The organism is Paraburkholderia humisilvae (assembly GCF_902859855.1).
GTDB lineage: Bacteria > Pseudomonadota > Gammaproteobacteria > Burkholderiales > Burkholderiaceae > Paraburkholderia > Paraburkholderia humisilvae.
Window position 1 is genome coordinate 90,982 of sequence record NZ_CADIKH010000026.1, and the last position, 15,789, is coordinate 106,770.

Sequence of the window (15,789 nt, forward strand, 5' to 3'; positions counted from 1 at the left end):
CCCGCGAGAACTCCGCAACGTCAGCGCTGCCCGAACGAAATATCGCCGAACAACGCCTTCTGTTCGCGCGGCTGCGAACGCCAATACTGCGGCGGCGCCTTCACCGACGCGCCGAGCTGCGCGGCTGCATGCCATGGCCAGCGCGGATCGTACAGCATGGCGCGCGCCATCGCGACGAGATCGGCATCGCCGTCTTCGATGAGCCGGTTCGCGTGTTCGGGATCGCTGATCAAACCGACCGCGATTGTCGGCAGGCCGGTCGCCTGCCTGATCTCCTTCGCGAACGGCGCCTGATAGCCCGGCTCGAGCGGAATCTTCTGTAACGGCGATACGCCGCCGCTCGACGCGTCGATCCAGTCGCAGCCGCGCTTCTTCAGTTCCTGCGCGAACGCGATCGTCGCATCGATCGTCAGGCCGCCATCGACCCAGTCAACCGCCGATACACGTACGCCGACCGGTTTATCAGCCGGGAATGCGGCACGCACGATGTCGAAAATCTCGAGTGGAAAGCGCATCCGGTTGTCGAGCGAACCGCCATACTCGTCGCCGCGCTGGTTCGCGATCGGCGAAAGGAATTCGTGCAGCAGATAACCGTGCGCGCAGTGGATCTCGATCGCATCGATGCCTAGCCGTGCCGCGCGCCGCGTCGCAGCGCCAAAGGCATCGCGAATACGGTTCAGCCCTGGATAGTCGAGCGCCAGAGGCGACTCTTCGCCGGCCTTGTGCGGCAACGCTGAAGGCGCATGCGGTAGCCAGCCGCCTTCGGACACCGCAATCAGCTGTCCGCCGTCCCACGGCGCGTGGCTCGATGCTTTGCGGCCGGCATGCGCCAGCTGCATCGCGACCGGAATGTCGGAATGCTTGCGGATTGCCGCCAGCACCGGCACGAGCGCCGCTTCGGTCACATCGTCCCACAGGCCGAGATCGCCCGGTGTGATGCGTCCGTCCGGTTCGACGGCGGTTGCTTCGATGCACAGAAGACCCGCGCCGGACAGCGCGAGATGTCCGAGATGGATCATGTGCCATGCGGTCGCTTCGCCGCGTTCGGCGGAGTACTGGCACATCGGGGAGACGACGATGCGATTCGGCAGCGTCACGCTACGCAGCGTGAGTGGAGAGAACAAGGCGCTCATAGGATGGGGTCCGGACGCACGGGGAGGAAGGAGCGTTCGAGAATAGCACCTGCCCAAGACAGCTGCAGACGAGTCCGGACACGCTTCCCGCGCCTGTGCGCGGGAGCGTTCAGTCAGCTCGCCGGCGTGTCGAGTCTACGGGTCCACGACTCGACGGTGCCACTCGCGAGACGTTTTGCGGCAGTCGCACGCCACGAAGGTGTCAGGGTTTCCAGATTCGCCATCTGCTCGAGCGCCGCGCGATCATCGCGTTCGACATACAGCACGCGTAACAACCGCGCGATCGTCCAGTCCGCATGCACACGCGCAAGCCGCTCGATCCGATCGCCGGCGCCGATTTCGCCGGCTTCGAGCACGCGGTAATACCAGCCGGTGCGAAGCGTCTGCTGAACGCGCCGCGACATGTTGTCGCGGGCAAAGCGCAGGTTCAGTTTCCAGCATGGCTGACGCGGTTGCGAGATCTGCACGATCGCCGCGCCGATCCGGTAGACATCGCCGACGCATACGTTCGCTTCAGTCATGCCGCGCGTACTAAGGTTTTCGCCGAACGCGCCGCATGCTGCCATGCGTGCAAGACCGATTGCAGCCTCGCTGCCGCCGCTTTCCCATTCGCTACGCCAGGCGGCGTAGTGGTCGAATGGATAGTGATGCAATGCTTTCTCCGGCCCACCATGATGCTTGCGTTCGGCCTGTTCGTCGCCGTCGAGCCCCGTTTCACCAAGACGAATACGCGCAGCCACCGGATACTTGTCGATTGCGCTGGTCTTGCCGAAGTCGCCCAGCGGCGCAACCTTGCCGGTCAGTACGGCGTCGACGCGGCAAACAGGGTTGTTCATAGCGCTAACGGGAGAGAGGGGATCCGAAGGATATCCGTTACGACCGCGTGTCGAGCTGATCGAGCCATTCGTCGAACATCCGCCATGCGGCGACCTCGAGCGATGGACCGAAGTGCGCGGTATCCGCGCGCAATTGCTGCACGCTCAAGCCGTGCGCAGCCAGCTCGCTCGCATGGCCGATCAGCCAGGGTTCGAACCGCTCGGTGCGAATCTCAGGATGGCATTGCAAACCGAGTACGTGATTGCCGAACGAAAATGCCTGGTTCTCGCAAAGAGACGTAGACGCAAGCCGCGTCGCACCCAACGGCAAGTCGAACGTATCGCCGTGCCAATGCAGCATCGACGTCAGGTTGCCATCCAGATGACGAATCGGTGACATCCGTCCGGCGTCGGTCAAGGTCAGCGGCGTCCAGCCGATTTCCGCGTGCCCCGACGGATACACGCGCGCGCCCATCGCACGCGCGATCAGCTGCGCGCCAAGGCAGATGCCGAGCGTCGGCAAACCTGCTGCGACGCGTCTTTCGATCATCGAAAGGAGTGGCCCGAGCGTCGGGTAGCGCTCGTCGTCATAGGCGCCGATCGGGCCGCCGAGCACGACCATCAGCGACGGCGCGACCGGATCCGGCGCCTCGATGCGCGCGAACCCGACGTCGAGATAACGCACTGGCCAGCCACGGTCGCCCAGCACGCGTTCGAGACTGCCCAGATCTTCGAAGTGCACATGGCGAATGGCCAGAACTTCGTGATTCATCGGCACATCCCACATCACGTTGACAAAAGAGGCGCCGTCCCGCCAATGCGAGAAAGCTCACCGCGCAACGCCGCCTGATACGACGTCGCAACCGCATTGCGAAGCAGCAGGGCTCGGAGCATTCCATCGGCCCCGCTACTTCGTTACCCCTGGCGTCTTCACGCAGCGTCAAACGTCAAACGCTGCCGCCGCAAGCCGGCTCCGCAAGTCAGCGGTGTCAGGCCTGCTGCGCGAAGATCTTCCAGGTTTTCTTTTGCGTCGCGATATCCGCGGTTTCGTGGACCGAGCAATCGAGCCGCAGGTCGGTATCCGACATCGTGATGTCGAGCAGCGCGCAGCGGTGCAACGACTTCTTCGGATTCTTGCTGGGTTCGAAATGCGAGCAGGTCACGCACATCCGGTGTGCCGGGATGTGGCCTTGCACTTCCAGTTGCCGGACCGTCTTCAGCAGCGTGCGATAGAACATGGCCTGTTCATCGTCGCGCAACGTACCGACTGCCTTCGACAGGAAGTCGGGCCATTGCGCCGCGCGCTTGGCGGCCGTGCGCCCGCGCGCCGTCAGACGGACCGCGAGTGCGCGACCGTCATCCAGCGCCCGCCGCTTCTCGACAAGGCCTTTGCCTTCCAGCGTGCTCACCGCATCGCTCGTCGTCGCGGCGGTCAATGCCGTTTCACGTGCGATCTCGCCGAGACGCATCGGGCCCTTGCGCTGCATCAGCAGCACAAGGATTTCGCCCTGGGTGGGCGTGAGGCCTGCGCCTTCCGCCCATTCCCATGCCTGGCTACGCATTGCCGTGCTGAGTCGCAACAGGCTGTGGGTCACCCGCCCGGTAGCCTGCTCTCCGTAAACGCCTTCGCTCATAGTCATTCGTTGGTTATGACAGCGTGCCGCAGCGTGTTGACTTCAACGCAACGCGCCGGCAGCCGTGTGGGGTTGTCCCGCCAGAAAAGCCGGCGAGCCGATTCCTACTATCTCAAAAATTTCCTGCTCTGCACGCCTGTCCCGGCGTGTTATTGGAGAGTCGCACACTCTCTTTTTGTCCGCAGCGACCATTGCACCCGGTTGACCCTCCGAACCCGCTGGACCCGACGATGGAACTGTCGTTGGACCTGCTGTTGGATCAACCTCAAACCGGATGCAGCGGGACCATTCACTGCAGCGAAGTCGTCATTCTATTCGAGAGCGGCAAATCGTACAGCTAAGTTGTCCAACGCAATCTGTGGATAACCACGGGAAAAGACTTGTGACCGCCTGTGCGTGAATATTTGATAACGGTCGCCGCGGTCAATTACTTAACCAGGTTACCCGCGGTTACCCACCACGGTCCAGCCCCGCTCCATATGGTTATGATTTACGCAGTGCTTTGACTTTTCAGGAGATTATTCTGTTGTCCACAGGCAAGTGCAATGCTTGTTAACTACTACTACGTTTGTATATGTAAACATTGGAAAGAAGCTCGGAGCCCGAAGCTGGGACCGTTTAAACGAAAAAACCCGCTGGAAGCGGGTTCATCAAGATGACAGAAAATGACTTCGGCCGTTGTATGCGTCAGGCACGCCACTGCAGACACTGCTGACGCACCGCTTCGTGAAGTGATTTTTCATGGCTGTAGACGCTTCGCAACCACGTCGCGTCGTTGACCTGGCCACGCGCGATCGAGCCGATCTCGTCGAGCGCCTTCATCGAACCCAATACTTCGGCATGCGGCGCGATCTGATCGAGTGTTTGAATGATGTCTTCCGAAATGGTCCGGCGTTCCCCGGTCTGCGGATCGATACAGGTGCCCGCGAGGCCAAACCGGCATGCCTCGAAACGGTTAAATGTATAGACGAGGTAGTCGTCCTCTTTTGGCGTAAGGGGCTTATCCAGAAGAAGATGGCGCGCGAGCGTCTGGATATAGCAGGCAATCGCCGCCGCGCGATCAACCGAGAGCGGCGTATCCATCACACGCACTTCGATCGTGCCGAAGCCGGGCTTGGGGCGGATGTCCCAATAGAAATCTTTCATGCTGTTGACAACGCCCGTGTGGACCATCTTCGAGAAGTACTCTTCGAAGCTGTCCCACGTCAGCACGAACGGCGCGCGGCCCGACAACGGAAACGCAAACACCGAATTCAGACGTGCCGAATGAAAACCCGTGTCGACGCCCTGCACATACGGAGACGAAGCTGACAGTGCAATGAAATGCGGAATGAATCGGGACATCGAATGAAGCAGAAACAGCGCGCTGTCTGAATCGGGGCAGCCGATATGCACGTGCTGGCCGAACACCGTGAACTGCTTCGCGAGATAACCGTAGAGTTCGGACAGGTACTGAAAACGCGGCGTATCGACGATCTGCCGTTCGCTCCACTGCTGGAACGCATGCGTGCCGCCACCGCACAGACCGACGTTCAGGCGATCCGCCGCGGCAACCAGCGTGTCGCGAATCGTGCGCAGATCGGTAATGGCCTGTTCGTGCGACGTGCAAATGCCGGTCGACAACTCGATCATGCTTTCGGTGATTTCCGGCGTGATATTGCCGGGAATTTTCTCGTCCTTGATCAGGCGCAGCAGATCCGACGCCGCTTTGGTCAGATCATAGTCATGCGTGTTCACAATCTGCATTTCGAGTTCGATACCGAAGGTGAACGGTTTCGAATCGACGAAGGGTTCGAGTGACATGGTGTCCCTTGACTCTGGGTTACGTGTTCGTGTTCCTGGTATGGCTAACTTATTCGCGCCGTTCACCGACCAGTGCAAGGCTTCGGTAAACGAGCCACGGCCCGACAAGCTGCAGCACGACGATTGAGCACATCACGACCGCGCGAAGCTTCGGGTCAAAATTCGGATACAGCGTATAGGTATCGTCCACCAGCAAATAGGCGAGCGCGGACATTGGCGACAACGACAGCCCGAGCGCGGCGCCCTGCTTCCAGTTCAGCCCGCTCGGCTTCGCGAACATGAGCACGCCGACCATCTTGCCGACAAGCCGCGCGACGATCAGCCCACAGGCCGCCACACCGCCGAGCGCGATATCGCGCCATTCGAACGTCGTGAGCGTGAGCACGAACAGGATCACGGTGAGCAGCCACCCTGCGGTGCCGAAATGCTGCGGCCACAGTTGCGGGCGCGCTTCCAGATTCTTCACGATGATGCCGGCGGCAAGCAGCGCGAGAATCGTCGACAGCTTGAACACCTGAGCAATGGCGATCGCCAGCAGCACGAGCCCGAACAGCGCGACGAACGAATGCTCGTCCTGCATGTTCACGCGTCGATAAAAGAATGTGCAGGTACGCGCCAGCAGATACGCAAGGATCAACGAGCCGACCAGCAGATAGAGCGGCTGCAGGATCGTCGCGAACACGTTGCCATAGACCTCCTGATGCAGCCAGCTCGACGCGAGCTTTTCGATCACGACCGCGTACATGCTGTTCAACGCGGTGAGCGTCATCAGGCGCTGCGTGACCTGGCCTTCCGCGCGCAGTTCGGTTTTCAGCTGGATCACCATCGCCGGCGACGTCGCCATGGCAATCGATGCGAGCACCATCGCCGTCATCACCGGCACGTGCACGAACAGCAATACGGTCAGCACCAGCACGAAGGTTAGCGTCGCTTCCGCGATGCTAGACAGGATCAGCCACGGATTGCGGCGGATCCAGCGCAAGTCCAGACGGCTGCCGAGCTCGAACAGCAACAGCCCTAGCGCAACGTCGAGCAATGGGCGTGCCGCGCTCGCTGACTCCGCATCGATCACGCCCGACCCCGCGGCGCCGGCAATCAAACCGATTACTGCATAACCGGAGATGCGCGGCAGATGCCAGGCGCGATAGCACAACTCGCCGCACAGACCCGCGGCGAGCAGCGCGAGCCCTGCCCAGAACAGCGCATCGGGCGTCAGAGGCCAGGCGGGAAAGAATGAAAACGCCGACTTCATCGTGGTGGGTTCTCCTTGGGCAACAACCGCAACAGGCCCCGGTCGGCGCAAAGGGATTCGCCGATGAGCAAAACCCTGAGCCAGCCCCGGGCCAGGTGCGAAGCGGGTTCGTTGCAGTGATCGCTTCGCGCCGACCTGCGTTGCGCGTTGTCAACGATCGGGTGAAAAACAGGACGAACACGCCGACACCGCGGTCACTACAAGCGGCGTCGACACGGGGGATAGAACGCCGTCGACTTTCGGATCAGATTCTGATGAAGCGGCAACCGTTCCTTAGGTGCGCTGCGCCACCCAAGGCGGCACTCGACGCGTGAAGAACGGCGATTGTGCCATAGCTTTCCGGAAGCGGTTGCAAAAGCGTCGAACTTACCGTCAAAGACGGTAAAACGTACGCGATCTGGATAACAACAGGAAAAAGCGACCTTTGTTGGCATGTACCGGGGGCGGTTCTACCGTCAAAAGGTTGCGCCTGCAATCGATTCGGCAGTCGGCAGTGGCTTCTGGTTTGGGCTCGGTTTTTTTCCGAAAGTTTGCGACGAACGCACTCGGCCGACCGACCATGGGTCTGCTATTCAAAGGTTTACCTGTATGTATACGTAGTAGAAGTTAACAAGGGTGCGTCGCTTTTGTGGACAACGCCGGTTTACCAAACCAAATCATTGGCTTGAAGCGCGCATAACCGATCGTAAAGCGTGTGCGCGCGTGGGTGGCTTCTGCGGGTAACTTTTGGCCTTTAACGGGCAGACTCCCACTTACCCCGTTTACGTCCACATCGATTCCACACGCGTTTCGCGTTGAATTCGACCGGTTATCCACAAACCCGAGTGGATAACCGGGGTCGGTCCTTCGCCTGGGCAAACCGCTTACTCAAAAGCGTCGTGCCGCAACGCACGCAGCAGGAAACGAGCAGGATCGATGGCTTCGGCCAGTTCGCGCTCGATCGGCCACGGTTCGCCTTCCAGTTGCGACGCAATCAGTTCGGCGCCAAGCGCCGCCCAGACAAGCCCGCGAGACCCGAACGCAAATGCACCGCAGAGTCCGCTCGCACGTGGCAAGTCGCGCGGCCACGCGCCGCGTAGCTTCGCGGCATCGGCGATCGCGGCGGTTTCGTCGGCCAGGGTGCCGATCATCGGCAAGCGGTCGCTCGTCACGCAGCGAAATGCGACGCGTCCGGTCAATGTGGGTGATGTGAGGAATTCGCCGGCTTCAATGGGTACGCGCATGGACCCGTCGGCTAGCGAAGGCAGCATCTGTGCCACACGCTCGATGTTTTCGATATGTGCTTCGGCGCGCAGCGCCGTATCCGGGTCGTCGATGTCGTAGGTCGCGCCGGCAAGTGTGCTGCCTTCGGCGAGCGGCACCGCGTAGCCTTCGCCGATCACCGGAACGCGTAGTCCTGCCAGCGTGCCGTTCGGCACCAACGTCAGCTGCCCGCGCACGCTGCGTGTCGGCGCGTGATTCAAACCCGCGAGACGCGCCGCGTCGTGAGCATTGGCCATGATCACGACCGGCGCGCGGGCAAGCGTTTGTCCAGCGCCGTCGAACACGGTCCATTGATCGCCTGAGCGTTCGATTCGCGCCGCTTGAACGCCGTAACGCCGCTCGAGGCGCTGGCCGGCGCTCGCGCATTGCGCTGCACACAACTGCGCAGGGTCAACCCAGCCACCATGACGGAAATAGCAGCCGCCACGTGCGACCGGTACGCCGGCGATCCGTGCGGCGTCATCGCGCGAAACGGGAATCACGAACTCGGGTGGATAGCCAAGCGCCGCAAGCACTTGTGCGAAGGCCCGCGCTTCGTCTTCCGATTCGGCGATCTGCAACAGGCCTTCGCTACCGCGCGCGGGACGCCACGCTGAAGTCTCCAGCATCGACCAGCGCCGTAACGTGTAGAGAAAACCTGCGCGTGTGATACGCGATGCGACGCTGTCATCACGCGATAGCATCGGATGGAATACGCCTGCCGGATTGCCGGATGCTTCGCGCGCCGCGGCGTGATGCCGCTCGAGCAAAGTGATGTGCCAACCGCGCGCGGCGAGCCGTTCGGTTAGTGCGCAACCGGCCAGTCCCGCGCCGATGACAATCGCGTGCCGCTCGCTGACGGAAAGCGCAACCGGCGGTTCGTAGCGCCGAACGCGCCAGCGCGGCGCGAAGCGGCCGACGAGCATCGCGCGCTTACCGGCGAAACCTTCGACCTTGCGGCATTCGAAGCCCGCTTGTGTGAGCCCGCGTTTGACGTCGCCGGCGCTCGAGTAGGTCGCGAAGGTCGCGTCGTCGGCTGCGACGCGAGTGAGCGATCTGAAAACCTCAGGGCTCCACAGATCCGGATTCTTAGCGGGCGCAAACCCGTCGAGGTAGAACGCGTCGGCACGCATCCATAGTGACGGCAGCGTGTGCTGTGCGTCACCGAATACAAGCGTAAGCGTGACGTGGCCGTTTTCGAATTCGAGCCGGTGCATGCCCGGCACCAGCATCGGCCACGCATCCACGAGTGCGCGCGATAGCTTCGCGATTGATGCATCCGCAACGATCGCTTCGTGTGCGGTGCGCAAATCCGCTTGCGAAAACGGATGCTTCTCGATCGACACGAAATGCAGCCGTTCGCAGCGCGCCGGATCCGCGCGCCAGTGCGCCCATGTCGCCAGAAAATTGACGCCTAGCCCAAAGCCGGTCTCAAGAACGCTGAATACCCGGCGGGCGCGCCATCGTTCGGGCAGCGCGTTGCCCTGCAGAAACACGTGGCGGGCCTGCGCAAACGCGCCGGCGGCGCTGTGATAAACGTCGTCGTGCAGCGGCGAGTAAGGGGTGCCGTCCGTCCGAAAAACGAGCTTAGCGGGTGTCAGGGAAGCGGTCATGCTGGCGAAAAACAGTCGGCGGTTCGGAACCGGTGCTGCGCGAAACCTTGCTGGAACGGCTTGCAGCGGGCGTCTTGCGGCGGCTCGACTGCTCAAAACGTTGGCAAAAACCAACGCTGAACTGCGTCGAAACCCGGCCTGGAGTGCGAATACGGCGCTATCCGAGCGCAATTTGCCGGTTTCCATGCTGGATCGGGCAAAGCGCGATGTAATTCTTCGAAACCCTTGTCCTGATTGGGTTTGCGCTGAGCTATCATAGCAAGCGCCGCGAGGGAAGCGGCAGCACGGTGTTCGATGCAGTGCGGCAGCGCGCTGCTTAGGTCGGGGAATTCCCAAGCCGTCGCTGCTCGACGGCGCGGCGCGCGCACGTATAATCGGCGCGTTCGCGCTGTTCGTGTCAACCTAAACCAGAAAGGAACCTTAATGAACAAACAGGAACTGATCGACGCCGTCGCAGGACAGACGGGCGCCAGCAAGGCTCAAACCGGCGAAACGCTGGATACGCTCCTCGAAGTGATCAAGAAGGCAGTGTCGAAGGGTGACTCAGTTCAGTTGATCGGCTTCGGCAGCTTCGGTTCGGGCAAGCGCGCAGCACGTACGGGCCGCAACCCGAAGACCGGCGAAACCATCAAGATTCCGGCGGCCAAGACGGTCAAGTTCACCGCCGGCAAAGCATTCAAGGACGCAGTCAACAAGCGTTAAGCGAGCTTTTCTTTAGCTTCGCGTCATGTGTTGACACCCGCCGCTCGGCGGGTTTTTTTTGCCTGCGACTTTCCGGATCGATACGCAGGGGCGATGAGCGACGGTAGCCGGCATTCAGCCAGCCGAAGCAATCGGCAATCGAACCGTTGCCGCCCTGCCTGCTCAGTGCGGATCACGATGCACGATTTCGCCTTCGCCATGATGGTCATCGTGATCGTGGCTGTGGTCGTGCGCGTCGCTCTCGTCGAAATTGGCGTCCCAGGATGGGAATGGGTCGGCGAACTGAAGCCAGCCTTCAGGGCCCAGCGCGTATTCGTCATCGGTCAGCAGGCACGCGTCGAACTTCGCCTGCCAGTGCGCCGGATCGATGTCGATGCCGATCATCACCAGCTCCTGACGGCGATCGCCGATTGTCGTATCGTCGAGCTCGCCGTGCCAGTCCGCGACGATTTCGGCCATCAGTTCGTCGGCGCCGTCCGGCCATTCACTGCGATCCTGCGCCGCCCACCAGGTGCCGGCCGGCCCATGCCGGCACGCGCCGCCCGCTTGCGACAACATGCCGCCCATATCGTTGCGAGTCGCCAGCCAGAAAAAACCTTTGGTGCGCAGGATACCTTGCCATTCTTCGTGCATCAGCGCCCACAGCCGTTCCGGATGAAACGGCCGGCGCGCGCGATAGATGAAATGGCCGATTCCGTATTGATCGGCTTCGCCGGCATGGTCGTGGTCGTGATGCAGCGACGCGAGCCAACCCGGCGCATTCGACGCGCTATCGAAATCGAAGCGCTTCGTGTCGATCACCTCGCCAAGCGGCACTTCACCGAAGCGACTCACGATTTGCGCGGCGCGCGGATTGATCTGCGCGAGGATGCGTTGCAGCTTCGCCAGTTCGTCCGCGCTGACCAGATCCGCCTTGTTCACGACCAGCACGTCGCAAAACTCGATCTGGTCGATCAGCAGTTCGACGAGCGTGCGATCGTCTTCCTCCGATGCCGCGATACCGCGCTCGGCCAGTCCGTCGGCACAAGCGTAGTCGCGCAGGAAATTGAACGCGTCGACGACTGTGACCATCGTGTCGAGCCGCGCGACGTCGGCTAGCGACGCGCCGTCGTCGTCGACGAACGTGAAGGTTTCGGCGATCGGCATCGGCTCGGCAACGCCGGTCGATTCGATCAGGATTGCATCGAATCGCTGTTGTTCCGCAAGACGCCGGATCTCGGCAAGCAGGTCGTCGCGTAGCGTGCAGCAGATGCAGCCGTTCGACATTTCGACGAGCTGCTCCTCGACGTGCGACAACTCGGCGGCATCGCGCACCAGCGTGGCGTCGATGTTGACCGCGGCCAGATCATTGACGATGACGGCCACGCGCAACCCGGCGCGGTTCGCGAGAATGTGATTGAGGAGCGTGGTCTTGCCGGCACCCAGAAAACCGGAGAGCACGGTGACGGGTAGGGGCGGCTGGTTCATCGCAATACGGAAAACGTGATCGGAAAACCGAAGTATCGGTCAGGAAGCGAGTGTGCGGCCGGAATTTCGGCCAGCGCAAGATGCGTCGGGGTTCTGCCGGAGCGCGTCTTGCCGCTTTTTGGCCGTTAGCGGCGTTTCGCTGCGATAGCGACGCAAACGGGCAACCGCGGCGCGAAGCCGCATTGTGCATCAAATATCGGGATGCCGTTGCGCTTAGGTGAGTTAGGTTAAAATGCGCGCAGCGTTCGTTCAGGTCCTATACCGCTCATCCCGCTTACCCCGGTCCCTTCGACGGCGGCATCAGATTCCACTTCTGCAAAATCGCGACGATCTGCCGGGCGTACTTGTCGCGCAGCGCGGGTGTTTCCGAGTGATACGCGCCGACTGCCTGCCAGGTGTTGCCGTATTTGTTCATCTTCTGGCGCAGATGCCAGGCGGCGATGTAGACGTTCTTGCACGGCTCCATCAGCGTGCCGCTGGAAATGCCATATTGAGCAAGCACCGGCAGATGCACCGAGTTGATCTGCATCACACCGTAGTCGGTCGAGCCGTCGGCGTTCTTATGGAGCGCATCGGGCCGGTTATGCGATTCCTGCCATGCGATCGCCCGGAGAATCAGCGGGTTCACCTTCTGGTACTGGGCCGCTTCGTCGAAGCAGTCCGCCCGTGCGTTGCCGGCCGCGAGTAGCGCGGCGAGGGCGGCGGTAACGGTCAGAAGAGTCGGCTTCATCGGGCGATAGCAAAGTAAATGGTAAACAGTTTTAACGGCGAACCGTCAACGGCAATCAGACAAACGGACCAGCAACGGCACAGACAACTGACTCACAGCGACCAATCAAGATGACTAAGCAAATCAAAAATCGAAAGTAAAGACGGTGCGGGCGCTCACAAAAAAAGCCCGGTATGGCGCCAATAAAGCGCGCCATCGGGGAAAACCCGCTCTAGCCAGGCGTCTTCACCGCATCGAACCGCCCGTATCATACCGGCAGTCAGCGGCGCGTCAATGTTGGCCGACGGACATATACCGCGCAAACCGTGGCGTCCGTGTGTCATTGCGCACGCAACCAGGCTCAAGGCTTTCAAACCCTTACGGAGCCTGTGGGCGTGAGAGAGTCTTACGGAACCACTTAGTTTTGTGACATTTCCGACACGAAAAGCTGTTACTGTTCCTGCTTTTCCGAATACCGGAGCGCTGGCGGCCGAATGGCCATCGAGACCCATCGAGTGTGCCAGCCGACGACGGGGACGATGTCTTACCGGGGTATTCGCTGCGAACAGTCGGCGCAGCGCGCCGGCATTCATTTCACATCCATGAGAAGAAACCGTTTTGTATTGCGTCGCTCGGCAACGGCGCTGGTGATGGCTGGTCTGTTCGCCGCGCAGGTCGCGCAAGCGCAGGTCACGCTCAACTTTGTCAATGCCGACATCGACCAGGTGGCGAAGGCCATCGGCGCCGCGACGGGCAAAACCATCATTGTTGACCCGCGTGTCAAAGGTCAGCTCAATCTGGTGTCGGAGAATCCGGTCCCGGAGGATCAGGCGCTCAAAACCCTGCAATCCGCATTGCGGATGCAGGGCTTTTCGCTGGTGCAGGATCATGGGGTACTGAAGGTCGTGCCGGAGGCCGATGCAAAGCTGCAAGGCGTACCGACGTACGTCGGCAATGCGCCGACCGCGCGCGGCGACCAGATCATCACGCAGGTTTTCGAACTGAAGAACGAGTCGGCCAATAATCTGCTGCCGATCCTGCGGCCGCTGATCTCGCCGAACAATACGATTGCTGCCTATCCGGCCAACAACACGCTGGTCGTCACCGATTACGCGGACAATGTGCGCCGCATTGCGCAGATCATCGCGGGCGTCGATACGGCGGCCGGGCAGCAGGTGGTGGTCGTGCCGCTGAAGAACGCGAATGCACTCGACATCGCGCCACAGCTTTCGAAAATCATGGATCCGGGCGCGATCGGCAGCACGGACGCGACGCTGAAGGTGTCGGTGTCCGCCGATCCGCGCACCAATTCGCTGTTGCTGCGGGCCTCGAACATCGCGCGGCTTAACGCGGCGAAGACGCTCGCGAAGCAACTCGATGCGCCAACCACCGAACCGGGCAACATGCACGTCGTCGCATTGCGCAACGCGGATGCGGTCAAGCTCGCGAAAACCTTGCGCGGCATGCTTGGCAAGGGCGGCGACAGCTCTTCGGGGGGTGGCGCCGGCGCAGGAGGCGGTGGCGCGAGTTCGTTCAGCCAGGGTCAGGGCGGCGGCAGTTCGACCGGTACGTCCGGCACGCCGCCGCTGCCGGGCGGATCGAGCTCGTTCGGCACTTCCTCGATGAGCGGCGGCAGCTCATTTGGCGGCAGCAGCGGTTCGTCGTATGGCGGCAGCGGCGGTGGCGCCGGCGGCAACGCGCCGTTTCTCAGCAGCGACAAGGATGGCGACGAGGACAATCCGGCGGGCGGCATGATCCAGGCCGACGCCGCGACGAATTCGCTGATTATCACCGCGCCGGAACCGGTGTACCGCAATCTGCGCTCGGTGATCGCGCAACTCGATGCACGCCGCACCCAGGTGTACATCGAGGCGCTGATTGTCGAGCTGAACTCGACCACGAGCGGCAGTCTCGGCATTCAGTGGCAGGTCGCGAACAATTCGCTGTTCGCCGGCACCAATTTCCCGCCGAACAGCATCATCAATCTGACGGCCGCCGCAGCCGCGGGGACGCCCCCCGGTCTTGCCGCGGCACTTGCAGGTCAGGGGATCCAGAATGGCCTGAACATCGGCTGGATTCACAATATTTTCGGCGTGCAGGGGCTCGGCGCGTTGCTGCAGGCGCTGTCGACGAACCAGGACGCCAACGTGCTGTCCACGCCTAACCTGATTACGCTGGACAACGAGGAAGCGAAGATTGTCGTTGGCACGAACGTACCGATCACGACGGGTTCGTTCTCCAACCTGACCAGCGGCAGCACGTCCAATGCGTTCAACACGTTCGACCGCGTCGACGTCGGCATCGTGCTGCACGTGAAGCCGCAAATCACCGACGGCGGCATTCTGAAGTTGCAGCTTTACACGGAAGACTCAGCGATCGTGGCGGGCACGAACAACGCGGCGACCAACCCTGCGGGTCCGGAGTTCACCAAACGCTCGGTGCAGTCGACGGTACTCTGCGACAACGGCGAGATTATCGTGCTGGGCGGCCTGATGCAGGATAACTACGGAACCAGCAACAGCAAGGTGCCGCTGCTCGGCGACATTCCGTGGATCGGGCAGTTGTTCCGCTCGGAGCAAAAGAACCGCACAAAGACGAACCTGATGGTGTTCCTGCGGCCCGTGATTCTCACGGACAACGCCACCACGCAGGCGGTGACGTCGAATCGCTATGACTATGTTCAGGGCGTGCTGGGCGCGTACAAGTCGGACAACAACCTGATCAAGGACAAGGACGACCCGGTGCTTCCGTCGATGCCGCTGGGTCCTAGCCAGGGTGCGTCGCCGGCCTTGAATCTGTTCAATCTCGATGAGATGCGGCGTCAGCAGATGGCGCCGCCAGCGGTGGTGCCGGCGCCGGCGCAGGTTCCGTCTCCGAGCCAGGCCACGGTGCCGGCCCAAGGTCAGGTTCCGGCGCAGGCTCCAGCCCTTGCGCCGGCACAGGCTCCGACGCCAGCGCCGGCGCAGATGCCGGTCCCGGCCCCTGCGCAGATGCCGCCGGCGACCAACACCGCACCGGGCCTCCAGTCTCCGGGAGCGCAGCCGTGACACAGGCGCTTGCACAGGCAGCGGATCCTCGTTCGGGCGGCGATCCCGCCAGCGAGCGGGGCACGTTGCCGGCCGCCGGCGAGCGCGCGGCGCCCTCGCCGCTCGCGGCGCGGCTCGTCCCGTACAGCTTTGCAAGGACCGGCCAGATCCTGGTCGCGCACCAGCATGCGGACGGGCTCGAAGTGTGGATCAGCGAACGCACCAGCGACGCGGCGCTCGCTGAAGTCGCGCGCAATCTCGGTGTGCTGTCGGTCGTGCGGATGCCCGCCGACGAACTCGCGCAGGCCATTAACGCCGCGTATTCGCGCCAGGACGGCAGCGCCGCGCAGGTGGTCGGAGAAGTGGAAGGCGAAGTCGATCTGTCGCGGCTGA

Annotated in this window: 11 protein-coding genes and 1 pseudogene; 3 read left to right on the forward strand and 9 right to left on the reverse strand. The window is 62.0% G+C overall.

What is annotated here, in order from left to right; translation table 11 throughout:
- Window positions 1–20: 20 nt before the first annotated feature.
- From HV796_RS25120 to mnmC, 7 genes are all read right to left on the reverse strand, one after another.
- Complete coding sequence (locus HV796_RS25120) at window positions 21–1,133, reverse strand: NADH:flavin oxidoreductase/NADH oxidase (protein WP_175229206.1); 1,113 nt, start codon at window positions 1,131–1,133, stop codon at window positions 21–23.
- Window positions 1,134–1,246: 113 nt separating this feature from the next.
- Window positions 1,247–1,969: an MOSC domain-containing protein gene (locus HV796_RS25125; protein WP_175229207.1), complete on the reverse strand. Its 723-nt coding sequence runs from the start codon at window positions 1,967–1,969 to the stop codon at window positions 1,247–1,249.
- 37 nt (window positions 1,970–2,006) lie between these two features.
- Window positions 2,007–2,720 (reverse strand): glutamine amidotransferase, encoded by a 714-nt coding sequence (locus HV796_RS25130; RefSeq protein WP_175229208.1) that lies wholly within the window; start codon window positions 2,718–2,720, stop codon window positions 2,007–2,009.
- Window positions 2,721–2,937: 217 nt separating this feature from the next.
- Window positions 2,938–3,582, reverse strand: a complete 645-nt coding sequence (locus HV796_RS25135) for a MarR family winged helix-turn-helix transcriptional regulator (RefSeq protein ID WP_175229209.1) — start codon at window positions 3,580–3,582, stop codon at window positions 2,938–2,940.
- Between the two features lie 687 nt (window positions 3,583–4,269).
- Complete coding sequence (locus HV796_RS25140; protein ID WP_175229210.1) at window positions 4,270–5,385, reverse strand: YbdK family carboxylate-amine ligase; 1,116 nt, start codon at window positions 5,383–5,385, stop codon at window positions 4,270–4,272.
- Between the two features lie 49 nt (window positions 5,386–5,434).
- A complete protein-coding gene (locus HV796_RS25145; protein WP_175229211.1) occupies window positions 5,435–6,637 on the reverse strand; it encodes a cation:proton antiporter in 1,203 nt (400 codons plus the stop codon).
- 863 nt (window positions 6,638–7,500) lie between these two features.
- Window positions 7,501–9,492, reverse strand: coding sequence for a bifunctional tRNA (5-methylaminomethyl-2-thiouridine)(34)-methyltransferase MnmC2/FAD-dependent 5-carboxymethylaminomethyl-2-thiouridine(34) oxidoreductase MnmC1 (mnmC, locus tag HV796_RS25150; RefSeq protein ID WP_175229212.1), 1,992 nt, complete (start codon window positions 9,490–9,492; stop codon window positions 7,501–7,503).
- Window positions 9,493–9,915: 423 nt separating this feature from the next.
- Between mnmC and HV796_RS25155 the strand changes: the two genes are divergently transcribed.
- Window positions 9,916–10,194 carry an HU family DNA-binding protein gene (locus HV796_RS25155; protein WP_018441348.1) on the forward strand — a complete coding sequence of 93 codons (279 nt, stop codon included), beginning with the start codon at window positions 9,916–9,918 and terminating at the stop codon, window positions 10,192–10,194.
- Between the two features lie 162 nt (window positions 10,195–10,356).
- On the opposite strand, the gene HV796_RS25160 is transcribed toward HV796_RS25155, so the two are convergent.
- On the reverse strand, window positions 10,357–11,661 hold the full coding sequence (locus tag HV796_RS25160) for a GTP-binding protein (protein WP_175229213.1): 1,305 nt from the start codon (window positions 11,659–11,661) through the stop codon (window positions 10,357–10,359).
- A 274-nt stretch (window positions 11,662–11,935) separates the two neighbouring features.
- Window positions 11,936–12,391 (reverse strand): lytic transglycosylase domain-containing protein, encoded by a 456-nt coding sequence (locus HV796_RS25165; RefSeq protein WP_175229214.1) that lies wholly within the window; start codon window positions 12,389–12,391, stop codon window positions 11,936–11,938.
- A 629-nt stretch (window positions 12,392–13,020) separates the two neighbouring features.
- Between HV796_RS25165 and gspD the strand changes: the two genes are divergently transcribed.
- Window positions 13,021–15,417, forward strand: coding sequence for a type II secretion system secretin GspD (gene gspD / locus HV796_RS25170; protein WP_425497100.1), 2,397 nt, complete (start codon window positions 13,021–13,023; stop codon window positions 15,415–15,417).
- A pseudogene (locus HV796_RS25175) lies at window positions 15,414–15,789 on the forward strand (type II secretion system protein GspE); the annotation flags it as partial. The gene gspD and the pseudogene HV796_RS25175, both read left to right, overlap by 4 nt.